We start from the raw sequence: 21,884 nt of genomic DNA on the forward strand, positions 1-21,884 counted from the left end.
ATGCTAAGAGAAAAGCACCGTCAGGCGAAGACGCCGGCCGTGTCCTGCATGCGCGCCGACACCTCGCCCAGGTGGTGGAAGCTGTCGCCGAAGCTCATCTCGAGCTGCGTGAGCTTGCGGAAGTAGTGGCTGCCGATGTATTCGTCGGTCACGCCGATGCCGCCGTGCAGCTGCACCGAGTTCTGGCCCACGAAGCGCATCGACACGCCGAGCTGGTACTTGGCGCGCGCCAGCGCCTGGCGCCGCTCGGCCGCGGGGGCGTTGAGCTTGAGCGTGGCGTAGTAGCTCATCGAGCGCGCGAGCTCGAGCTGCATCTTCATGTCGGCGACGCGGTGGCGCAGCGCCTGGAAGCTCGAGATGACCACGCCGAACTGCTTGCGCTGGTTCATGTAGTCGACCGTCACGTCCACCGTCTTGTCGAGCACGCCCACCGCTTCGGCGCAGGTGGCGGCGATGCCGACGTCGACCGCGTACTCGAGGGCCGCGAGGCCGTCGGCCGTGACCAGCGTGGCGTCGGCCTTGTCGAACACCACCTCGGCGGCGCGGCTGCCGTCCTGCGTGCCGTAGCCGCGCGCTTCCACGCCGCTGGCGCTGCGCTCGACCAGGAACAGGGCGATCTTGCCGTCGGCCTGGGCGGGCACGAGGTAGGCATCGGCCTGGTCGCCGATGGCCACCAGGCTCTTGGCGCCGGTCAGGCTCCAGCTCTCGCCGGCCTTCACGGCCTTGGCTTCGCAGACGTCGAGGCGGTAGCGCGCCTTGCGCTCCTGGTAGGCCAGCACCACGATGGCCTCGCCGCCCGCGATGCGCGGCAGCCAGGCCTTCTTGAGCGCCTCGCCCGCATAGCCGCCGAGCACGGCGCCGGCGATCAGCGTCTGCGCGAAGGGCTCGAGCACGATGCCGCGGCCCAGCTCTTCCATCACGACCATGCCGGCCACCGGGCCCATGCCCAGGCCGCCGTCGTCTTCGGAGATGTAGAGGCCGCCGAGGCCGAGTTCGGCCAGTTCGTCCCATGCCTCGCGCGAGAAGCCGCCCTTGGCTTCGATGCCGCGGCGGCGCTCGAAGTCATAGCCCTTGTCGACCCATTTGCGGACGGCGTCGCGCAGTTGTTCCTGGTCGTCGGTGAAATTGAAGTCCATGTGTGATCTCCGTTTGTCCTGAGCCTGGTCGAAGGGCTCAGCCCAGAACCGTCTGCGCGACGATGTTGCGTTGCACTTCGTTCGAGCCGCCGTAGATGGTGGTCTTGCGCATGTTGAAGAAGGTCGACGACAGCGGCGCGAGCGCCGGGTTGCCGCCCGGGAAGTTGCCTTGCCAGCCGGCGGCCATGGCTTCGCGGATCAGCGGCAGCGCATACGGGCCGCCCGCGAGCATCATCAGTTCGCTGTAGCGCTGCTGGATCTCGCTGCCGCGGATCTTGAGCAGGCCGGCCACGTCGAGCGAGTTCTTGCCCGAGGTGGCGGCCGAGAGCACGCGCAGCACCATCATCTCGAGCGCGACGATGTCGACCTCGAGCCTGGCGATCTCGTCGCGGAAGCGCGCGTCGTCGTACACGCCCTCGGTCTTCGCGATGCGCTTGAGGCGCTCGAGCTCGCGCTTGGCGCGGTTGACGTCGGCGATGTTGGTGCGCTCGTGCGAGAGCAGGTGCTTGGCGTAGGTCCAGCCCTTGTTCTCCTCGCCGATCAGGTTCTCGGCCGGCACCTCGACGTTGTCGAAGAACACCTCGTTGACCTCGTGGCCGCCGTCGAGCAGCTTGATCGGGCGCACGGTGACGCCGGGCGACTTCATGTCGAGCAGCAGGAAGCTGATGCCGGTCTGGGGCTTGCCCTCGCTGCTGGTGCGCACGAGGTTGAACATCCAGTCGCCGTACTGGCCGAGCGTGGTCCAGGTCTTCTGGCCGTTGACGATGTACTTGTCGCCCTGGCGTTCGGCCTTGGTCTTGAGCGAGGCGAGGTCGGAGCCCGAGCCCGGTTCGCTGTAGCCCTGGCTCCACCAGACCTCGCCGCTGGCGATGCCGGGCAGGAAGCGCTTCTGCTGCTCGGGGTTGCCGAAGGCCATGATGACCGGGGCCACCATCACCGGGCCGAAGGGCACGATGCGCGGCGCGCCGGCCAGCGCGGTTTCTTCCTCGAACAGGTGGCGCTGCACGGCGGTCCAGCCGGGACCGCCGAATTCCTTGGGCCAGCCGTAGCCCAGCCAGCCCTTCTTGCCGAGGATCTTGGCCCAGGTCTGCATATCGTCGCGCGTGAGTTCCAGCGCGTTGTGGACCTTGGTGGAGATCTCCTTGGGAAGGTTTTCTTTGACCCATGCGCGAATCTCTTCGCGGAACTGCTGTTCTTCGGGCGTGAAGCTCAAATCCATGCGTGCCTCGCTGTGTTGATCGTCGGTGCACCGCAGACGCGGCGTGTCTCCGGAGCCACGAGTTTTAGCACGGTCGTGCTGCAAATCGCTGTCCGCGCGGCGACAAGTCTGTGTGCGCGGACCTCGCGCGGCAAGGGGCGGGCCGGAAAAGGGCAGCTTGGCGGGCACGGATAATCCCGCCTCCCATGAAGAACATCGTGATCCTGATCTCCGGCGGCGGCTCCAACATGGAGGCCATCGTGCGCGCCGCGGCGCGCGACCGCTGGGCCGAGCGTTTCGGCGCGCGCGTCGCCGCCGTCGTCAGCAACAAGGCGGAGGCGGGCGGCCTGGCGCTGGCCCGGGCGCAGGGCATCGCGACCGCGGTGGTGCCGCACAAGGATTTCGAGAGCCGCGAAGCCTTCGACCAGGCGCTCGCCGCGGCGGTCGACGCGCATGCGCCGGCGCTGGTGGTGCTGGCGGGCTTCATGCGCATCCTGACGCCCGGCTTCGTCGAGCGCTATGCCGGGCGGCTGGTGAACATCCACCCCTCGCTGCTGCCGGCCTTCCCGGGCCTGCACACCCACCAGCGCGCGATCGACGCGGGCTGCAAGGTGGCGGGCGTCACGGTGCACCAGGTCACGACCGAGCTCGACCATGGCCCGATCCTGGCGCAGGCCGTGGTGCCGGTGCTGCCCGACGACACGGCGGCGACGCTCGCCGGCCGGGTGCTTGCCCAGGAGCACCAGTTGTATCCACGCGCCATTGCCCAGTGGCTGATGGATACATCAGGACACAATCCTTAAAGAACTTGTTTATATTCGCGGGTTTTCGGGAGTCGCAGTGAAAACCCAATCGCTACTGTCCACGATCGCCGGTGCCGCCCTGATGGCCGGCTGCGCCGCTCCGGCCCCGCCGCCGCCCGCCGCGCCGGCGCCGCCGCCCGCCCCGGTGTTCCAGTGCGGTGCCGACGGTGCCCGTTTCGCCGTGGGTCAGCAGCTCACGCCGCAGCTCGAAGCCGCCGCCAAGGTGCGCGCGGGCGCCGGCACGGTGCGCGTGCTCAGGCCTGGCGACGCCGCGACCACCGAACTCGATGGCGGGCGCCTGAACCTCGACGTCGACGCCCGCAACCGGGTGACGGACGTCCGCTGCGGCTGAGCGTCCCGATTCATTCGAACGGACGGCGAAGCGGCGAGGCAGGATGAGCGCCGGCGCCCGTTCAGCCGTCGATCCGCGCGAAGCGCGGCTGCACGCGGCCGTCGATGTCCACGGTTTCGCCGAACATCGCGGCCGGGCGCACCCACAGGCCGCGGGCGCCGTAGAGCGCGCGGTAGAGCGTCATCGGTTCCAGGGTCTCGCTGTGGCGCACGGTGCCCAGCACCTCGTATTCCCCGCCCTTGTAGTGGCGGTAGCGGCCCGGCGGGGTTTCGATCAGGGGCGGCAGGTCGTCGTCGGTCACGGGGTCGTTTCTTTCTTAGTCAGGAGTCGGGGCCGTCGGCAGGCATGCCGGGGCCGGCGGAAGTACCGGAATGGATCGCGCTGACTTTGTCCACCTCGTCCGGCTCAGCGAGCATGCCAGCGCACAGGACAGCGCGCGCTACCGCCGCGGCGTGGCGGCGTTCGCGGCCCTGGGCTATCTGTGGGTGCTGGCCTGCCTCGGGCTGGCGATGGGGCTGATCGTCTGGGTCGCCGTGTCGCTCGGCGATGGCGGGTTCAGCGTCTCGCGCGGCTGGCTGCTGCTGTTCGGGCTGGGCCTGCTGTGGGCCACGGTGCGCGCGCTGTGGGTGCGCTTCGACGAGCCGGACGGCCTGGAGCTCTCGCGCGAGGACGCGCCCCAGCTGTTCGAGGCGCTCGACCGCATCCGCGGCAAGATCAAGGGGCCGCCGGTCCATCACGTCTACCTCGACGACGATTTCAACGCCAGCATCCGCCAGGTGCCGCGCTTCGGGCTCTTCGGCGGCGCGGTCAATTCGCTGAGCATCGGGCTGCCGCTCTTGATGATGCTCGACCGGCGGCGGCTGCTGTCGGTGCTCGCGCACGAGTACGGCCACCTGCGCGGCAACCACGGCAAGCTCAGCGCCTGGATCTACCGCACGCGGCTGTCGTGGCTCAAGCTCGACGCCAACCTGCAGCGCAACGAAGGCGTGATGGCGATCGTCTCGCAGGCCTTCTTCCGCTGGTACTTTCCGCGCTTCGCGGCCAAGACCTTCGCGCTCGCGCGGCAGGACGAGTACGAGGCCGACCGCATCTCGGGCCGGCTGCTCGGCACCTCGGTCGCGGCCGCGGCGCTGACCGAGATCTCGATCAAGGCCAGCTGGTACGCCAACGAGTTCTGGCCCTGGCACTGGGCCCGGGCCGAGCGCGAGCCGCTGCCGCCGGGGCCGTTCGCGGGGCTGCGCGAATGCGTCGCGACGCCGCCGGGACCGGAGTTCGCGCGCCAGGCGCTGCGCGAGGCGATGCGCCGCGTCAGCGACCTGGAAGACACCCACCCGGTGCTGCGTGACCGGCTCGAGGCGCTGCGCCAGAAGGCGACGGTGCCGGCCTGGTCGAAGCGGCCGGCGCTCGAGATGCTGGTCGACGGCCCGCGCTGGATCGCGCACTTCGACGCCCAGTGGCGCCAGGCCCATGCCGCCGACTGGAAGCAGCACCACGCGCATCGCTCGCGCATCCGCGAGCGCATCGCGGTGCTGGCGGCGCGCGGCGAGCGCAACACGCCCGACGAATGGGTCGAATGGGCCGATGCCGAGCGTCGCCTCGACACCTCGGCGCCGGTGCGCGAGCACTACGAGCGCGCGCTGCGGATCGCGCCCGAACATCCGGGCGCGTTGCGCGGCCTGGCGCAGATGATTCCGCCGACCGAGCGCGAGGCGCGGCTCGCGGTGCTCGAGCGGCTGCACGAATCGGGCGCCGCCAGCCGCTGGTGGGCGGCGCGCAATGCGGTGGCGGTGCTCGAGAACCCCGATGCCGGTCCGCACGACGAGGCGGGCCTCAAGCACTGGCGCGGCCGCCTGAAGGAGGCCGAGGAGGCCGAGGCGCGCGCGTGGGAGGAACTGACCGAGACGCCGTGCTTCGCCCAGATCGGCCGCCACGACCTCAACGCGCACGAGCTCGACGAACTGCGGGCCGACCTCGTGCGCAACCTGCCGGTGTCGCGCGCCTGGCTGGTGCGCAAGAACCTGCGCGAGTTTCCGTGGCGGCGCGCCTTCGTCGTCTTCGTCGAGCTGCCGGGGCTGGACGACGAGGAGCGCTGGCAGCTGTGCCGCCAGCTCGAGCAGACGCTGAGCCTGCCCGGCGTGGCGCTGGTGCTGTGGGCCGGGCATTCGCCGACGCTGGAGGACATCGAGCGGCAGGCTTTCGGCGCCGTCTGGACACGCGGAGCCTGAGGTCGACGGCGGCTGAGACAATCGGGGCATGCACCCCAAAGCCCTGTTGGAGGCCACCGCCGATCTGGTCGGCCTGGTCCTGAAATTCGATCACCCCGCCGACCAGGTGGTTTCGCGCTTCTTTCGCGACCACCGCGAGTTCGGTCCGCGCGAGCGCGCCACCCTGGCCGAGACGGTCTACACCGTGCTGCGCAAGAAGCTGCTGTTCGATCACCTCTCGCCCTCGGGCAGCGGCCCGAAGGAACGCCGGATGGCGATCCTGGGCTTCCACGGCCCGCGCGACTTCCTCAAGAGCGCGCTCAACGACACCGAGAAGCGCTGGCTCGACAACTGCGACGCCGTCAGCGAGGACGACCTGCTCGAACGCCATCGCCACAACCTGCCCGAATGGCTGGTGGCACCGCTCAAGAGCCAGCTCGGCGACGGTTTCTGGCCGCTGGTCCGGAGCCTGCAGCAGCCGGCGCCGCTCGATCTGCGCGTCAATTCCCTCCATGACAAGCGGGCCGATGTGAAGGCGGAGCTTGCCAAGGCTGCTATCAAATCGGAAGCAACGCCGTATTCGCCCTGGGGCCTGCGCCTCGAAGGCAAGCCCGCGCTGACCAAGCTCGACGCCTTCGTGCGCGGCGCCATCGAGGTGCAGGACGAGGGTTCGCAGCTGCTCGCGCTGCTGCTGGACGCCAAGCGCGGCGAGATGGTGGTCGATTTCTGCGCGGGCGCCGGCGGCAAGACGCTGGCGATCGGCGCGGGCATGCGCAACACCGGGCGGCTCTACGCCTTCGACACCTCGGCGCACCGCCTCGATGCGCTCAAGCCGCGGCTGGCGCGCAGCAAGCTCTCCAACGTGCATCCGGCCGCCATCGCGCACGAGCGCGACGACCGCGTGAAGCGGCTCGCGGGCAAGATCGACCGGGTTCTGGTCGATGCGCCCTGCTCGGGGCTCGGGACGCTGCGGCGCAATCCGGACCTCAAATGGCGCCAATCGGCCAAATCGGTGGAGGAACTGACCGTGAAGCAGGCGGCGATCCTGCAGAGCGCGGCCCGGCTGGTGAAGTCGGGCGGGCGGCTGGTCTACGCCACCTGCAGCGTGTTGCCCGAGGAGAACGAGGCCATCGCGGAGGCTTTCGGCGCCGCGAATCCCGATTTCGTGCCCGTGGACGCGGCGGAACTGCTGCAGGGCCTCAAGGTGGAGCAGGGCGACAGCCTGGTCGCGGGCGGTGCCGACGGACGGCGCTACCTGCGGCTGTGGCCCCACCTGCACGCCACCGACGGTTTCTTTGCCGCCGTGTGGAACCGCAAATAGGTACGGCGCTCCAAAGTAAGGGTAAATCTGCGCAAACCATGGGGTGAAAGGTGAGTGATTCCTGACCCCCGGCCCTAAAATTGCGAGTTACTAGACAAGCCGCACCTTCGTGCGGTTATGGAGTACCTGACTCAATGTTGCTTCCTGACTCCGCCATCCTGAGTGCGGCCATCGACTGGCTCGGAAACGGCCTGTGGGATCTCACCTGGTGGCAGATCGTGCTGTACACGCTCGTCACCACGCACATCACGATCGCCGCCGTGACGATCTTCCTGCACCGGACGCAAACGCACCGGGCGATGGACCTCGGCCCGATCCCGTCGCATTTCTTCCGCTTCTGGCTCTGGATCGGCACCGGCATGGTGACGAAGGAGTGGGTCGCGATCCACCGCAAGCACCACGCCAAGTGCGAGAGCGAGGAAGATCCGCACAGCCCGCAGGTCAAGGGCATCGAGGAAGTGCTCTGGCGCGGCGCCGAGCTCTACCGCGCGGAGTCGAAGAACAAGGAAACGATGGAGCGCTACGGTCACGGCACGCCCGACGACTGGATCGAGCGCAACCTGTATTCGCGCTACAGCTGGCAGGGCGTGGGCCTGATGCTGGTGCTCAACCTGGCGCTGTTCGGCACGCTCGGCATGGCCGTGTGGGCGGTCCAGATGCTGTGGATCCCGATCACCGCCGCCGGCATCATCAACGGCATCGGCCACTACTGGGGCTACCGCAACTTCGAGGCGCCCGACGCCAGCCGCAACATCATGCCCTGGGGCCTGATCATCGGCGGCGAAGAGCTGCACAACAACCACCACACCTATCCGACCTCGGCCAAGTTCTCGGTCAAGAAGTACGAGTTCGACATCGGCTGGATCTACATCCAGATGATGCAGAAGATCGGCTGGGCCAAGGTCAAGAAGGTGCCGCCGAAGATGCTGATCGGCGACATCCAGCCCGTGGCTAACGAGAAGACGCTCGAGGCCGTGATCGCCAACCGCTACGAGGTGATGGCCGGTTTCGCGCGCGAGATGCGCCGCGCCACGCAAGAGGAAATCGCCGCGCTCAAGAGCAAGGGCGCCGACCTCTCGGCACTGAAGGCCGCCAAGCGCTGGATGCACCGCGACGACGACAAGGTGCCCGCGTCGGCCCGCTCGCACGTGGTGCAGGCCCGTGCCGCCCACCCGGTGCTCGACAAGATGGCGACCATGCGCGAAGAGCTGCGCCAGCTCTGGCTCAACACCTCGCACTCGCGCGAGCAGCTGGCGGCCGACCTGGCGGCCTGGTGCCATCGCGCGGAGGCCAGCGGCATCGCGGGCCTGCGTGAGTTCTCGACACGGCTGCGCTCGGCGCGCGCCTGAGAGGCCTTTCTCTCCATCGAAAAGCCGGCCTCATGGCCGGCTTTTTTGTGCGCGTCGTATTTGCCTGTCGATGGAAATTCCGGGCAAATAAAAAAGCCCGCGGCTTGCGCTGCGGGCTTTTTAGAAAGAATTCAGACTGAATTACTTCAGCTTGATTTCCTTGTATTCGACGTGCTTGCGTGCCTTCGGGTCGAACTTCATGATCGACATCTTTTCAGGCATCGTCTTCTTGTTCTTGCTGGTCGTGTAGAAGTGGCCGGTACCCGCGGTGGATTCCAGCTTGATCTTTTCGCGTCCGCCTTTGCTCGTTGCCATGATTCAGCTCCTTAAGCTTGGCCGCGTGCGCGCAGGTCTGCGAGCACGGCGTCGATGCCGTTCTTGTCGATCAGGCGCAGGGCAGCGCTCGAAACACGCAGGCGAACCCAGCGGTTTTCCGTTTCGACCCAGAAACGACGGTATTGCAGGTTCGGCAGGAACCGGCGCTTGGTTTTGTTGTTGGCGTGGGAAACGTTGTTTCCCACCATCGGGCCCTTGCCCGTGACTTCACATACGCGTGCCATGAGGACACTCTTTCTTGAACAGCTGGCACCGGCTCGACAGCAGTGGCCGAGGGTGTTTTGCAGCTTGACCTCGCCAGAAACGGGTGGCGGTACCCCGGATTGCCGCTGAGCCAGCCCTTCATAGAAGGAAGGCGCGATTTCGGCAAAGCCTCGGATTATAGCCCTTTTGGCGGACCTGCAGGGAAGTCGAAGCCGAGCCCATGAAAAAGGCGGGCACCAGGCCCGCCTTGTCGAGGAGCGTGGCGGCTCAGAGCGTGCCGTCCTGCTCCAGGAAGCGCTGCGCATCGAGCGCGGCCATGCAGCCCGTGCCGGCGCTGGTGATGGCCTGGCGATAGATGTGGTCCTGCACGTCGCCGGCGGCGAAAACGCCCGGCACGCTGGTCATGGTGGCGAAGCCTTGCAGGCCCGAACGCGTGACGATATAGCCGTCCTTCATGTCGACCTGGCCCTGGAAGATGTCCGTGTTCGGGTGGTGGCCGATGGCGATGAAGCAGCCCTTGAGGTCGATCTGTTCGGTCGCGCCGGTCTGCGTGTTCTTGATGCGAATGCCGGTCACGCCGGAATCGTCGCCCAGGACTTCATCGAGCGTATTGTGTACTTTCAGTTCGATTTTTCCTTCGGCTTCTTTTTCGTGAAGCTTGTCGATCAGGATTGGTTCCGCGCGGAATTTATCGCGGCGATGCACCAGCGTTACTTTTTTCGCGATATTCGAAAGATAAAGCGCTTCTTCGACCGCGGTATTGCCGCCGCCGATCACGCAGACTTCCTGCTCGCGATAGAAGAATCCGTCGCAGGTCGCGCAACCCGATACGCCGCGGCCCATGAACTTCTGCTCGGAATCGAGGCCCAGATACTTCGCCGACGCGCCGGTGGCGATCACGAGCGCATCGCAGGTGTAGGTGCCGCTGTCGCCGGTGAGGGTGAAGGGGCGCTTGCTCAGGTCGACCTTGTTGATGTGGTCGAACACGATCTGGGTCTTGAAGCGCTCGGCGTGCTCCAGAAAACGCTGCATGAGGTCGGGGCCCTGCACGCCATGCACATCGGCCGGCCAATTGTCGACCTCGGTGGTCGTCATCAATTGACCGCCCTGGGCCATGCCGGTAATCAGCAAAGGCTGAAGATTTGCACGCGCCGCATAAACGGCAGCCGTATAACCGGCGGGACCTGAGCCCAGAATTAAAACCTTGGCATGTTGGGAAGCGGACATGGTGCGTAAAAACCTAGGAATTGCGCTGATTCAGCGTGTACATTTTGAGGGTGGTAGCGATACATGGGGAGTATCGCCGCTCGGATCAACCACCGAGTGCACGGTGTTTTCAATGCGCGCGATTGTAGTAATCCATCGGCGCGCCGATGGCCCGACCGCAGGAGCGCGCGGTACCAGGGATTGAATGAATGTCGATGCTGTCCAACCTTGAATTGCTCCGGCGCGTTCCGCTGTTCGCGTCGCTGACTCCTTCACAATCCGCAAGCATTGCGGACGCGATCATCAAGAAGCGCTTCAAGCGCGCGGAGGTCGTGGTCGAGCAGGGCAAGAAGTCCGACGCGCTCTACATCATCCTGACCGGGCGGGCGCGCGTGACCAGCGCCGACAGCCGCGGCCGCGAGGTCATCCTCGCCACGCTGCATCCCGGCGACTATCTGGGCGAGATGAGCCTGATCGACGACGAGCCGCACTCGGCCACCGTGCGCACCGAGATCCAGTGCGACGTGCTGATGCTGGGCCGCGAAGCCTTCGCGCGCTGCCTGCCCGAGAACTCCTCGATGGCCTACAACATCATGCGCGGCCTGGTGCAGCGCCTGCGCCATGCCGACCGCAAGATCGAGTCGCTCGCGCTGATGGACGTCTACGGCCGCGTCGCGCGCTCGCTGCTCGAGTTCGCGGTCGACGACGGTGCCGGCAACCTCAAGGTGCGCGAGAAGATCTCGCGCCAGGACCTCGCGAAGATGGTCGGTGCCTCGCGCGAGATGGTGAGCCGCGTGATGAAGGATCTCGAGGAGCGCGGTTTCGTGCAGACCCTCGAGGACGGCTCGATGATCGTCAAGGAGCGCCTGCTGTCGCTGGCCTGAGCCGGCACGGGGCGTGAAAGAAGGTGTGAGCGAAACTGCCGCGGCCCGCGGACGCGGCAGAATAGCCGCGGCCCTTTTCGTTGTAGTGTTCGTGCCGCCAGACCCGCATCCTGCCGGTCTGGCCGCCAGTATTTCATGACCTATTCGCTCAATACGCTTCACTCTTCCACGGCCGGCGAAGGTGCGCCCGTGCGTGTGCGGGCCATGCGCTTCGCCCACGAGATCACCCTGATCGCCGGTTTCGCGGCGCTGCTGTTCTGGCTGCTCGCCATGCTGAGCTTCACGCCCTCCGATGCCGCCTGGTCGACCTCGGGCACCGGCGGAGAGATCAAGAACTGGGGCGGCCGCATCGGCGCCTGGGTGGCCGACGGCAGCTACTTCCTGGCCGGCTATTCGGTCTGGTGGTGTCTGGCGGCCGGGCTGCGCGCCTGGCTGTCCTCGCTCGCGAGCTGGATGCGCGGCGGCGAGGACGGGCCCCATGGCGATCCCGTGCCGCGCGGCCGCTTCAACCGCAGCCGCCTGGCCTTCTGGTTCGGGCTCGTGCTGCTGCTGTGCGCGAGCACCATGCTCGAATGGTCGCGCCTGTACCGGCTCGAATCGCACCTGCCCGGCTCGGGCGGCGGCGCCATCGGGCTGCTGGTCGGTCCCGCGAGCGTGCGCTGGATGGGCTTCACCGGCTCCGCGCTGGTGGCCATCGCCGGCGGCGTGATCGGTTCGGCGCTGGTGTTCCGCTTCTCCTGGAGCCAGATCGCCGAGCGCATCGGCGCGCGCGTGTATTCGCTGTTCGAATCGCGCCGCGAGAAGCGCGAGGTCGCCGCCGACATCGCGCTGGGCAAGAAGGCCGTGCGCGAGCGCCGCGCCGAGGTCGACGACGAGCCGGCCTACACGCCGCGCGGCACCATCGAACCCTCGATCGACGGCGAGCAGCCCGCCACCGCGCCCGACATGGACGACCTGCGCATCGAGCCGCGCGCCAAGCGCCGCCCCGCGTCGCCGCCGGTGCAGATCGAGCCCGCGATGACCGAGGTGCCCAAGAGCGACCGTGTCGCCAAGGAGCGCCAGAAGCCGCTGTTCAAGGAGCTGCCCGACAACAAGCTGCCGCAGGTCGACCTGCTCGATGCGGCGCAGGCGCGCCAGGAGACCGTCTCCTCCGACACGCTCGAGATGACCTCGCGCATGATCGAGAAGAAGCTCAAGGACTTCGGCGTCGAGGTGCGCGTCGTGCTCGCCTCGCCCGGCCCGGTCATCACGCGCTACGAGATCGAGCCCGCCACCGGCGTCAAGGGCTCGCAGATCGTCAACCTCGCGAAGGACCTCGCGCGGTCGCTCTCGCTGGTGTCGATCCGCGTGGTCGAGACCATCCCCGGCAAAAACTACATGGCGCTCGAACTGCCGAACGCCAAGCGCCAGTCGATCAAGCTCAGCGAGATCCTCGGCTCGCAGATCTACAACGAGGGCAAGTCGATGCTCACGATGGGTCTGGGCAAGGACATCATCGGCAACCCCGTGGTCGCCGACCTCGCGAAGATGCCGCACGTGCTGGTGGCCGGTACCACCGGCTCGGGCAAGTCGGTGGGTATCAACGCGATGATCCTGAGCCTGCTCTACAAGGCCGAGGCGCGCGATGTGCGCCTGCTCATGATCGACCCGAAGATGCTGGAAATGTCGGTCTACGAAGGCATTCCGCATTTGCTCGCGCCCGTGGTCACCGACATGCGCCAGGCCGCGCACGGCCTCAACTGGTGCGTGGCCGAGATGGAGCGCCGCTACAAGCTCATGAGCAAGCTCGGCGTGCGCAACCTCGCGGGCTATAACACCAAGATCGACGAGGCCAAGGCGCGCGAGGAGTTCATCTACAACCCCTTCAGCCTCACGCCCGACGATCCCGAGCCGCTGCGCCGCGAGCCGCACATCGTGGTCGTGATCGACGAACTCGCCGACCTGATGATGGTGGTCGGCAAGAAGATCGAAGAGCTGATCGCCCGCCTCGCGCAGAAGGCGCGCGCCGCCGGCATCCACCTGATCCTGGCCACGCAGCGGCCCAGCGTCGACGTGATCACCGGCCTGATCAAGGCCAACATCCCGACCCGCATCGCGTTCCAGGTCTCGAGCAAGATCGACAGCCGCACCATCCTCGACCAGATGGGCGCCGAGGCGCTGCTCGGCATGGGCGACATGCTCTACATGCCCAGCGGCACCGGCCTGCCGGTCCGCGTGCACGGCGCCTTCGTGAGCGACGAGGAAGTGCACCGCGTGGTGGCCTATCTCAAGAGCCAGGGCGAGCCCGACTACATCGAGGGCGTGCTCGAAGGCGGCACGGTCGATGGCGACGGTGACGGCGATCTGCTCGGCGGTGGCGATGCCGAGAAGGACCCGATGTACGACCAGGCGGTCGAGGTCGTGCTCAAGAACCGCAAGGCCAGCATCTCGCTGGTGCAGCGCCACCTGAAGATCGGCTACAACCGCGCGGCGCGGCTGGTCGAGGACATGGAGAAGGCCGGCCTCGTGAGCGCCATGAGCGGCAGCGGCCAGCGCGAGATCCTCGTGCCCGCGCGCGCCGAGTAGGCGCGCCCACGCGCTCCCGCGCCCATCCCGTTACGTGTTGAGATACGGCTTGCACAAGCTCGCTGCCCATTGCAAATCTTCATCAAGCCCTACAAGGGCGGTCATGGCCGCCGGGGTAAGGTCGATGCGGTGTTCAGCTTCGAAGGTTTGAAAAAATGAAGATTCGTCCCTGGCTGCTCGCCGGCCTTCTCCTCGCGTGCGGCGCCCATGCATGGGCCGGCGGCATGGAAAGCCTCGAGGCTTTCGTCAAGTCCGCCAAGTCCGGCCGCGCCGACTTCACCCAGACCGTGACCGCGCCGCCGCGCGACGGCCAGGCCGGCCGCGTGAAGACCTCCAGCGGCACCTTCGAATTCCAGCGGCCCGGCCGCTTCAAGTTCGACTACAAGAAGCCCTTCGCGCAGAGCATCGTGGCCGACGGCAAGACGCTGTGGCTCTACGACGCCGACCTGAACCAGGTCACGCAGCGCGCGCAGGTGCAGGCCCTGGGTTCGACGCCCGCGGCCCTGATCGCCGCCGCGCCCGACCTGCGCGCGCTGCAGGCCGACTTCGCGCTCGAAGCGGGACCGGAACGCGACGGCCTGCAATGGGTCAAGGCCACGCCGAAGAACAAGGACGGCCAGCTGCAGAACGTGCAGGTCGGCTTCCAGGGCGATGCGCTCGCGGCGCTCGAGATCCTCGACAGCTTCGGCCAGCGCTCGGTGCTCAAGTTCAGCAAGGTCGAGGTCAATCCCGCGCTGCCCGCCGCCACTTTCGACTTCAAGGTGCCCACCGGCGCGGACGTCGTCAAGCAGTAATCCCACCTCTCACCCGAACGTTTCGTCCTTGGCCGTCAGCTCGCATCAACCCCTGGCCGAGCGCCTGCGTCCGCGCACGCTCGGCGAAGTCATCGGCCAGCAGCACCTGCTCGGCCCCGGCATGGCGCTGCGCATCGCCTTCGAGTCGGGCCAGCCGCACTCGTGCATCCTCTGGGGCCCGCCCGGTACCGGCAAGACCACCATCGCGCGCCTGATGGCCGACGCCTTCGATGCGCAGTTCCTGAGCATCAGCGCGGTGCTCGGCGGCGTGAAGGACATCCGCGAGGCGGTCGAGCGCGCGACCGCGGCGCGCGACGGGCTCGAGCAGCGGCGCACCATCGTCTTCGTCGACGAAGTGCATCGCTTCAACAAGAGCCAGCAGGACGCCTTCCTGCCGCACGTCGAGTCGGGGCTCTTCACCTTCATCGGCGCCACCACCGAGAACCCTTCGTTCGAGGTCAACTCGGCGCTGCTCTCGCGGGCCGCCGTCTATGTGCTGCAGTCGCTCGGCGAGGCCGACCTCAAGCAGATCGTCGCGAAGGCGCAGGCCATCGACGCATTGCCCGCCATCGAGGACGCTGCGCTCGATCGGCTGATCGCCTATGCCGACGGCGATGCGCGCCGGCTGCTCAACACGCTCGAGACGCTGGCCGTCGCGGCGCGCGCCGAGAAGCTCGAGGCCATCGGCGACGAATGGCTGCTGCGCGTGCTCGGCGAGCGCATGCGGCGCTACGACAAGGGCGGCGAGCAGTTCTACGACACCATCAGCGCGCTGCACAAATCGGTGCGCGGCAGCGATCCCGATGCCGCGCTCTACTGGTTCGTGCGCATGCTCGACGGCGGCGCCGACCCGCGCTACATGGCGCGCCGGCTGGTGCGCATGGCGAGCGAGGACATCGGCCTGGCCGACCCGCGCGCGCTGCGGCTCGCGCTCGACGCGGCCGAAGTCTACGAGCGCCTGGGCACGCCCGAGGGCGAACTCGCGCTGGCCCAGTGCGTGGTCTATCTCGCGATGGCGCCGAAGTCGAACGCGGTCTACACGGCCTACAACGCGGTGCGCGCGCTGGTCAAGAAGGACAGCACGCGGCCCGTGCCCATGCATCTGCGCAACGCCCCGACCAAGCTCATGAAGGAGCTCGACTACGGCAAGGGCTACCGCTACGCGCACGACGAGGAGGGTGGTTTCGCGGCCGGCGAGCAGTACCTGCCCGACGGCCTGCAGGGCCAGGTCTTCTACGAACCGGTCGATCGCGGACTCGAGATCCGCATCGGCGAGAAGCTGCGCGAACTGCGGCGCCGAAACGCTGAACAGGGCGACTGATACGCCCTTGCGGCGTGCACGCAAGACGTGCATGGATACAAGCGCAAAGCGCATGACGTCAGCGGGTAAACCCCCGTCGATGCGCACCAAATCGGCGCTGACCCGTGACTACAATCCCGCCCACTAAATCGCCGGCCACCACATGCTGGCTGGTTTTTTGCTTGTGAAGCCAAGGCGCCAAACCGGTGCCACGGTGGGTGAATGGCACCCCGCAACGGTGCAACACAGAGGAATCTTCTTTATGGACATTTTGCTGCAGCAGATCATCAACGGTCTGGTTCTCGGCAGCATGTACGCCTTGATAGCCTTGGGCTACACCATGGTGTACGGCATCATCAATCTGATCAATTTCGCGCACGGTGAAGTGCTCATGGTGGGGGCGCTCACGAGCTGGTCCATCATCGGGCTCATGCAGTCGTCGATGCCCGGCACGCCGGGCTGGCTGATATTGATCATCGCGCTGATCATCGCGTGCGTCGTCGCGGCCACGCTGAACTTCGTGATCGAGAAGGTCGCCTACCGGCCGCTGCGCAACTCGCCCAAGCTCGCACCGCTGATCACCGCCATCGGCATGTCGATCCTGCTGCAGACGCTGGCGATGATCATCTGGAAGCCCACCAACAAGGCCTACCCGACCCTGCTGCCCTCGGACCCCATCCACATCGCCGGCGCCGTCATCTCGCCGACGCAGGTGATGATCCTCGGCGTCACGGCCGTCTCGCTGGCCATCCTCATGTGGCTGGTCAATTACACGAAGCTCGGCCGCGCGATGCGCGCCACCGCCGAGAACCCGCGCGTGGCCGCGCTGATGGGCATCCGCCCCGACATGGTCATCTCGGCCACCTTCATCATCGGTGCCGTGCTCGCGGCCATCGCGGGCGTCATGTACGCCTCCAACTACGGCATCGCGCAGCACGCCATGGGCTTTTTGCCCGGCCTCAAGGCCTTCACCGCGGCCGTGTTCGGCGGCATCGGCAACCTCGCGGGCGCGGTCGTCGGCGGCCTGCTGCTGGGGCTCATCGAAGCCATCGGCTCGGGCTACATCGGCACCCTCACCGGTGGCGTGCTCGGCAGCAACTACAGCGACATCTTCGCGTTCATCGTGCTGATCGTGATGCTCACGCTGCGCCCGGCCGGCCTGCTCGGCGAACGCGTGGCCGATCGCGCCTGAAGGAGCTTGCCATCATGAAGAACAGCAAGAACCTCGCGCTCTACCTGGTCGGCGTCATCGCCGTGCTCGCGCTGCCGCTGCTGCTGCAAAGCCAGGGCAACGCCTGGGTGCGCATCGCCGACATCGCACTGCTCTACGTGCTGCTCGCACTGGGCCTGAACATCGTGGTCGGCTACGCCGGCCTGCTCGACCTGGGCTACGTCGCCTTCTTCGCGGTCGGCGCCTACCTCTACGCCCTCATGGGCTCGGGCCACCTGTCGGAGACCTTCGAGTGGTTCAAGGCCACCTTCCCGAACGGCCTGCACACCTCGCTGCTGATCGTGATACCGCTGGCCTTCGTGTTCGCGGCGCTGCTCGGCGTGCTGCTGGGTGCGCCCACGCTCAAGCTGCGCGGCGACTACCTCGCGATCGTCACGCTGGGCTTCGGTGAAATCATCCGCGTGTTCCTGAACAACCTCGACCAGCCGATCAACATCACGAACGGTCCCAAGGGCATCACCTCGATCGACTCGATCAAGTTCTGGGGCCTGGACCTGGGCAAGGCCTGGAAGTTCGACGGCTTCACCATCTCCTCGGTCACGCTGTACTACTACCTGTTCCTCGCACTGGTGGTGGTCACCATCGTGATCTCGCACCGCCTGCAGGTCTCGCGCATCGGCCGCGCCTGGATGGCGATCCGCGAGGACGAGATCGCCGCCAAGGCGATGGGCATCAACACCCGCAACATGAAGCTGCTGGCCTTCGGCATGGGCGCGAGCTTCGGCGGCGTGTCGGGTTCCATGTTCGCGGCCTTCCAGGGCTTCGTCTCGCCCGAGTCGTTCAGCCTCATGGAGTCGGTGATGATCGTCGCCATGGTCGTGCTCGGCGGCATCGGCCACCTGCCCGGCGTGATCCTGGGTGCCGTGCTGCTGGCGGCCCTGCCCGAGGTGCTGCGCTATGTCGCCGGCCCGCTGCAGGCGCTGACCGACGGGCGCCTCGACGCTTCCATCCTGCGCCAGCTGTTCATCGCGCTGGCCATGATCGTCATCATGCTGGTGCGCCCGCGCGGCCTGTGGCCCTCGCCCGAGCACGGCAAGACGCTCCAGCGCAAGGGCGGCGTGCCGGTCGATCCGGCCCATGCCGCCGTGGCGCCGGGCTCGCTGCAGACCCACGCACCGGGCGTCGACACCCCGGCCGACGAGCTGCCCGGTGCGGCCTCGCGTCCCATGTCGATCAATCCGTGAGCGAGGAGACGCATCCCATGAGCAAGGCAGACACCATCCTCGACGTTCGCGGCATCTCCAAGCGCTTCGGCGGCCTGCAGGCCCTGTCCGACGTCGGCATCACCATCCAGCGCGGCCAGGTCTATGGCCTGATCGGCCCTAACGGCGCCGGCAAGACCACCTTCTTCAACGTCATCACCGGGCTCTACACGCCCGACAGCGGCAGCTTCGAGCTCGCCGGCAAGCCCTACCAGCCCACGGCCGTGCACGAGGTGGCCAAGGCCGGCATCGCGCGCACCTTCCAGAACATCCGCCTGTTCGCCGAGATGACGGCGCTCGAGAACGTGATGGTCGGTCGCCACATCCGCACCCGCTCCGGCGTGGTCGGCGCGATGCTGCGCACCAGTTCCTTCAAGGCCGAAGAGAAAGCCATTGCGCAACGCGCGCAGGAACTGCTCGACTACGTGGGCATCGGCAAGTTCGCCGACTACAAGGCGCGCACCCTGAGCTACGGCGACCAGCGCCGCCTGGAGATCGCGCGCGCCCTGGCCACCGACCCGCAGCTCATCGCGCTGGACGAGCCCGCGGCCGGCATGAACATGACCGAGAAGGTCCAGCTGCGCGAGCTGATCGACCGCATCCGCCGCGACGACCGCACGATCCTGATCATCGAGCACGACGTGAAGCTGATCATGGGCCTGTGCGATCGCGTCACGGTGCTCGACTACGGCAAGCAGATCGCTGAAGGCACGCCGGCGGACGTACAGAAGAACGAAAAGGTGATCGAGGCTTACCTCGGCACCGGAGGACATTGAGATGAGCGCAGCAGTGCAAACCCAAGAGGAAGTCGCGGCGGGCGCTTCGCAACGCAAGGCCGCGGGCAAGGTGTTGCTCAAGGTCAGCGGCCTGAAGGTGGGCTATGGCGGCATCCAGGCCGTCAAGGGCGTGGACTTCGAGGTCCGCGAGGGCGAGCTGGTCTCGCTGATCGGCTCCAACGGCGCGGGCAAGACCACCACCATGAAGGCGATCACCGGCACGCTGCCCGCGGGCGCGGGCGACATCGAGTTCCTGGGCCGCAGCATCAAGGGGCGCGGCGCCTGGGACCTGGTGGGCGAGGGCCTGGTGATGGTGCCCGAGGGCCGCGGCGTGTTCACGCGCATGACGATCACCGAGAACCTGCAGATCGGCGCCTACATCCGCAAGGACAAGGCCGGCATCGCGAGCGACATGGAGCGCGTGTTCGTGACCTTCCCGCGGCTGCGCGAGCGCAAGGACCAGCTGGCCGGCACGATGTCGGGCGGCGAGCAGCAGATGCTGGCCATGGGCCGCGCGCTGATGGCGCGCCCCAAGGTGCTGCTGCTGGACGAACCCACCATGGGCCTGTCGCCGATCATGTGCGACAAGATCTTCGAGGTGGTGCAGGCCGTGGCCGCGCAGGGCGTGACCATCCTGCTGGTCGAGCAGAACGCCAACCGCGCGCTGCAGCTGGCCGACCGCGGCTACGTGATGGAGTCGGGCCTGATCACCATGTCGGGCGATGCCAAGGGGCTGCTGAGCGATCCGAAGGTGCGTGCGGCGTACCTGGGCGAGTAGGCGGCACGGCGGGCCTTTCGAGGCCACGCCAAAAAAAGGGCGGCGGTGCGAGGCACCGGCCGCCCTTTGTCTTGTGGGTGCGAGCTCAGTCGACCTTCGCGCCCGTGGCCTTCACCACCTGCTCGTACTTGCCGAGCTCGCTCTTCATGAAGGCGCCGAACTGCGCGGGCGTGCTGGCCACCGGCTCCGCCAGCAGCAGCGCGAAGCGCGACTTCGTCTCCGGCGCGTTCAGCGCATCGACGAAGGCATGGTTGAGCTTGGCGATCACGTCCGGCGGCGTATGGGCCGGCGCGACCAGGCCCCACCAGGTGTCGATCGAGAAGTCCTTGAGCGTGTCCGACACCGGCGGCACCTCGGGCAGGGCGCTGCTGCGCTGCAGGGTGGTCACGGCGATCGCCTTGAGCTTGCCCGAGCGGATGTTGGGCGCGGCGGTGGCGAGGTTGTCGAAGTTGAAGTCGACCTGGCCCGACACCAGCGCGAGTTGCGCCGGGTTGCCGCCGTTGTAGGGGATGTGCACCGCGAAGATGCCGGCCGCCTTCTTGAACATCTCGCCCGCCAGATGGCCGGCGCTGCCGTTGCCGCCGCTGCCGTAGTTGAGCTTGCCGGGGTTGGCCCGGGCGTAGGCGATCAGGTCCTTGAGCGTGGCGATCTTCAGGCGCTGCGCGGTCTCGGCGTTCATCACCAGCACGTTGGGCACGCGGACCATCTGCGTGATCGGCGCGAAGTCGGTCGCCGCGTTGAACGGCATCTTGCTGTAGAGCCAGGGGTTCACCGCATTGGTGGCGGTGGCCGCGATGCCGATGGTCAGGCCGTCGGGCGCGGCCTTGGCGACGATGTCGGCGCCGATGTTGCCGCCCGCGCCGGGCTTGTTGTCGATGATCACCGGGCCGCCGAGCGTGTCGCGCACGCGTTCGGCCAGCGCGCGCGCCGTCACGTCGATGGGGCCGCCGGCCGCGTAGGGCACGACGAGGCGGATCGGGCGCTGCTGCTGGGCCAGGACGGGGGCGCCGGTAGCCAGGGCGAGCGTGGAGAGGGCGAGGGTGCCGAGGAAGGTCTTGCGGGTTGTCATGCCCCGGATTGTCGGCGCGCCGCGCGGCGCTTGCAGCGTGGCTATCCCTAGCCGGTGCGCCGGGCCACCGGCTTCAGGGCAGTGCCTTGTCGGCCTCGGTGGTGAACGCGTCGGCGAAGAACTCTTCCTCAGGCAGGCCCGCGAGCGCCACGTAGTCGCGCTTGGCCGAGTCGACCACGATCGGCGCGCCACAGGCATAGACCTGGTGGCCCGAAAGGTCGGCGAAGTCTTCCAGCACCGCGGCATGGACGAAGCCGGTGCGGCCGGTCCAGTTGTCCTCGGGCGTGGCATTGGAGATCACGGGCACGTAGCGCAGGTTCGACATTTGCGCGAGCTGCTCGCGCACCCAGTCGTCCATGTAGAGGTCCTCGGGCCGGCGGCCGCCCCAGTAGAGCGTGGCGGGGCGGTCGATGGCCTTGAACTTCATGTGCTCGAGCAGCGCCTTGATCGGCGCGAAGCCCGTGCCCGAGGCCAGCAGGATCATCGGCTTGTCGGAATCCTCGCGCAGGAAGAAGCTGCCGTAAGGACCCTCGATGCGCAGGATCTCCTTCTCCTTCATGGTGAGGAACACGTGATCGGTGAACTTGCCACCCGGCAGGTGGCGCAGGTGCAGTTCGATGCCGGTGCCCGGCTCGCCCAGCGTGTGCGGCGCATTGGCCATCGAGTAGCTGCGGCGCGCGCCGTCGCGCAGGATGAATTCCACGTACTGCCCCGCGTAGAACTGCAGCGGCTCGCCGGCCGGCAGTTGCAGCCGCACCTGCATCACGTCGTGCGACTTGCGCGCGAGCGCGAGCACCCGCACCGGCATCTTGCGGATCGGGTGGGCGCCGGCCTCGGTCACCTGGCGCGATTCGAGCACCACGTCGCTGCGCGCGCGGGCGCAGCAGGTCAGCACGAAGCCCGCGAGTTGCTCTTCCGCGCTCAGCGCCTTGCTCTGGTGCGGGCCGAGCTCGACCTCGCCCGAGAGCTTGCGGCACTTGCACGAGCCGCAGGCGCCGTCCTTGCAGCCATACGGCAGGCCGATGCCCTGGCGGATGCCGGCAGCGAGGATGGTTTCGTCGCCTTGGGCCACGAAATGGCGGCCGCTGGGTTCGACGGTGATGGAAAAGCCCGCCTCATGCGGCGCTGCAACAGTCATCGGTATTCTTCGGCTTGGATCAGCCCGTTACATGGGGG

Annotated in this window: 21 protein-coding genes; 13 read left to right on the forward strand and 8 right to left on the reverse strand. The window is 67.4% G+C overall.

What is annotated here, in order from left to right; genetic code table 11:
• Nucleotides 1-20 precede the first annotated feature (20 nt).
• Both INQ48_07695 and INQ48_07700 read right to left on the reverse strand, forming a co-directional pair.
• Complete coding sequence (locus INQ48_07695) at nt 21-1,136, reverse strand: acyl-CoA dehydrogenase family protein (GenBank protein QRF59105.1); 1,116 nt, start codon at nt 1,134-1,136, stop codon at nt 21-23.
• A gap of 37 nt (nt 1,137-1,173) precedes the next feature.
• Complete coding sequence (locus tag INQ48_07700) at nt 1,174-2,355, reverse strand: acyl-CoA dehydrogenase family protein (protein ID QRF59106.1); 1,182 nt, start codon at nt 2,353-2,355, stop codon at nt 1,174-1,176.
• A 185-nt stretch (nt 2,356-2,540) separates the two neighbouring features.
• Between INQ48_07700 and INQ48_07705 the strand changes: the two genes are divergently transcribed.
• Both INQ48_07705 and INQ48_07710 read left to right on the forward strand, forming a co-directional pair.
• Nucleotides 2,541-3,137, forward strand: coding sequence for a phosphoribosylglycinamide formyltransferase (locus INQ48_07705; GenBank protein ID QRF59107.1), 597 nt, complete (start codon nt 2,541-2,543; stop codon nt 3,135-3,137).
• A 37-nt stretch (nt 3,138-3,174) separates the two neighbouring features.
• Nucleotides 3,175-3,489 (forward strand): peptidase inhibitor I78, encoded by a 315-nt coding sequence (locus tag INQ48_07710; protein QRF59108.1) that lies wholly within the window; start codon nt 3,175-3,177, stop codon nt 3,487-3,489.
• Between the two features lie 61 nt (nt 3,490-3,550).
• On the opposite strand, the gene INQ48_07715 is transcribed toward INQ48_07710, so the two are convergent.
• Nucleotides 3,551-3,790, reverse strand: coding sequence for a DUF1653 domain-containing protein (locus tag INQ48_07715; GenBank protein QRF59109.1), 240 nt, complete (start codon nt 3,788-3,790; stop codon nt 3,551-3,553).
• A gap of 70 nt (nt 3,791-3,860) precedes the next feature.
• Between INQ48_07715 and INQ48_07720 the strand changes: the two genes are divergently transcribed.
• The 3 genes from INQ48_07720 (at nt 3,861) to INQ48_07730 (ending at nt 8,363) form a co-directional block, all read left to right on the forward strand.
• Nucleotides 3,861-5,714 (forward strand): M48 family metalloprotease, encoded by a 1,854-nt coding sequence (locus INQ48_07720; GenBank protein QRF59110.1) that lies wholly within the window; start codon nt 3,861-3,863, stop codon nt 5,712-5,714.
• Nucleotides 5,715-5,742: 28 nt separating this feature from the next.
• The gene (locus INQ48_07725) at nt 5,743-7,014 is read left to right on the forward strand and encodes an RsmB/NOP family class I SAM-dependent RNA methyltransferase (GenBank protein QRF59111.1); all 1,272 of its coding nucleotides are present in this window, start codon (nt 5,743-5,745) and stop codon (nt 7,012-7,014) included.
• A gap of 134 nt (nt 7,015-7,148) precedes the next feature.
• A complete protein-coding gene (locus INQ48_07730) occupies nt 7,149-8,363 on the forward strand; it encodes a fatty acid desaturase (GenBank protein ID QRF59112.1) in 1,215 nt (404 codons plus the stop codon).
• 141 nt (nt 8,364-8,504) lie between these two features.
• Here the strand turns inward: INQ48_07730 and rpmG are convergent, their stop codons facing one another.
• The 3 genes from rpmG to trxB form a co-directional block, all read right to left on the reverse strand.
• On the reverse strand, nt 8,505-8,678 hold the full coding sequence (gene rpmG / locus INQ48_07735) for a 50S ribosomal protein L33 (protein ID QRF59113.1): 174 nt from the start codon (nt 8,676-8,678) through the stop codon (nt 8,505-8,507).
• 11 nt (nt 8,679-8,689) lie between these two features.
• Nucleotides 8,690-8,923 (reverse strand): 50S ribosomal protein L28, encoded by a 234-nt coding sequence (gene rpmB, locus INQ48_07740; GenBank protein ID QRF59114.1) that lies wholly within the window; start codon nt 8,921-8,923, stop codon nt 8,690-8,692.
• A gap of 247 nt (nt 8,924-9,170) precedes the next feature.
• The gene (gene trxB / locus INQ48_07745) at nt 9,171-10,130 is read right to left on the reverse strand and encodes a thioredoxin-disulfide reductase (GenBank protein QRF59115.1); all 960 of its coding nucleotides are present in this window, start codon (nt 10,128-10,130) and stop codon (nt 9,171-9,173) included.
• A 188-nt stretch (nt 10,131-10,318) separates the two neighbouring features.
• On the opposite strand from trxB, the gene INQ48_07750 reads away from it, so the two are divergent.
• From INQ48_07750 to INQ48_07785, 8 genes are all read left to right on the forward strand, one after another.
• Nucleotides 10,319-10,993: a Crp/Fnr family transcriptional regulator gene (locus INQ48_07750; protein QRF59116.1), complete on the forward strand. Its 675-nt coding sequence runs from the start codon at nt 10,319-10,321 to the stop codon at nt 10,991-10,993.
• Between the two features lie 135 nt (nt 10,994-11,128).
• Nucleotides 11,129-13,558: a DNA translocase FtsK 4TM domain-containing protein gene (locus INQ48_07755; protein QRF59117.1), complete on the forward strand. Its 2,430-nt coding sequence runs from the start codon at nt 11,129-11,131 to the stop codon at nt 13,556-13,558.
• 155 nt (nt 13,559-13,713) lie between these two features.
• Nucleotides 13,714-14,352, forward strand: coding sequence for an outer membrane lipoprotein chaperone LolA (gene lolA / locus INQ48_07760; GenBank protein QRF59118.1), 639 nt, complete (start codon nt 13,714-13,716; stop codon nt 14,350-14,352).
• A 28-nt stretch (nt 14,353-14,380) separates the two neighbouring features.
• On the forward strand, nt 14,381-15,673 hold the full coding sequence (locus INQ48_07765) for a replication-associated recombination protein A (protein QRF59119.1): 1,293 nt from the start codon (nt 14,381-14,383) through the stop codon (nt 15,671-15,673).
• 241 nt (nt 15,674-15,914) lie between these two features.
• Nucleotides 15,915-16,844, forward strand: a complete 930-nt coding sequence (locus INQ48_07770) for a branched-chain amino acid ABC transporter permease (protein QRF59120.1) — start codon at nt 15,915-15,917, stop codon at nt 16,842-16,844.
• Between the two features lie 14 nt (nt 16,845-16,858).
• Nucleotides 16,859-18,067, forward strand: coding sequence for an ABC transporter ATP-binding protein (locus INQ48_07775; protein ID QRF59121.1), 1,209 nt, complete (start codon nt 16,859-16,861; stop codon nt 18,065-18,067).
• Between the two features lie 17 nt (nt 18,068-18,084).
• Nucleotides 18,085-18,861, forward strand: a complete 777-nt coding sequence (locus tag INQ48_07780) for an ABC transporter ATP-binding protein (GenBank protein QRF59122.1) — start codon at nt 18,085-18,087, stop codon at nt 18,859-18,861.
• Nucleotides 18,862-18,874: 13 nt separating this feature from the next.
• Entirely contained in the window at nt 18,875-19,639 is a 765-nt protein-coding gene (locus INQ48_07785) for an ABC transporter ATP-binding protein (GenBank protein ID QRF60652.1), read from the forward strand.
• Between the two features lie 85 nt (nt 19,640-19,724).
• On the opposite strand, the gene INQ48_07790 is transcribed toward INQ48_07785, so the two are convergent.
• Nucleotides 19,725-20,708 carry a tripartite tricarboxylate transporter substrate binding protein gene (locus INQ48_07790; protein ID QRF59123.1) on the reverse strand — a complete coding sequence of 328 codons (984 nt, stop codon included), beginning with the start codon at nt 20,706-20,708 and terminating at the stop codon, nt 19,725-19,727.
• Between the two features lie 73 nt (nt 20,709-20,781).
• The gene (locus tag INQ48_07795) at nt 20,782-21,846 is read right to left on the reverse strand and encodes a CDP-6-deoxy-delta-3,4-glucoseen reductase (protein QRF59124.1); all 1,065 of its coding nucleotides are present in this window, start codon (nt 21,844-21,846) and stop codon (nt 20,782-20,784) included.
• Between the last annotated feature and the right edge of the window lie 38 nt (nt 21,847-21,884).

Origin of the sequence: Variovorax paradoxus (genome assembly GCA_016806145.1) — a bacterium.
GTDB lineage: Bacteria > Pseudomonadota > Gammaproteobacteria > Burkholderiales > Burkholderiaceae_C > Variovorax.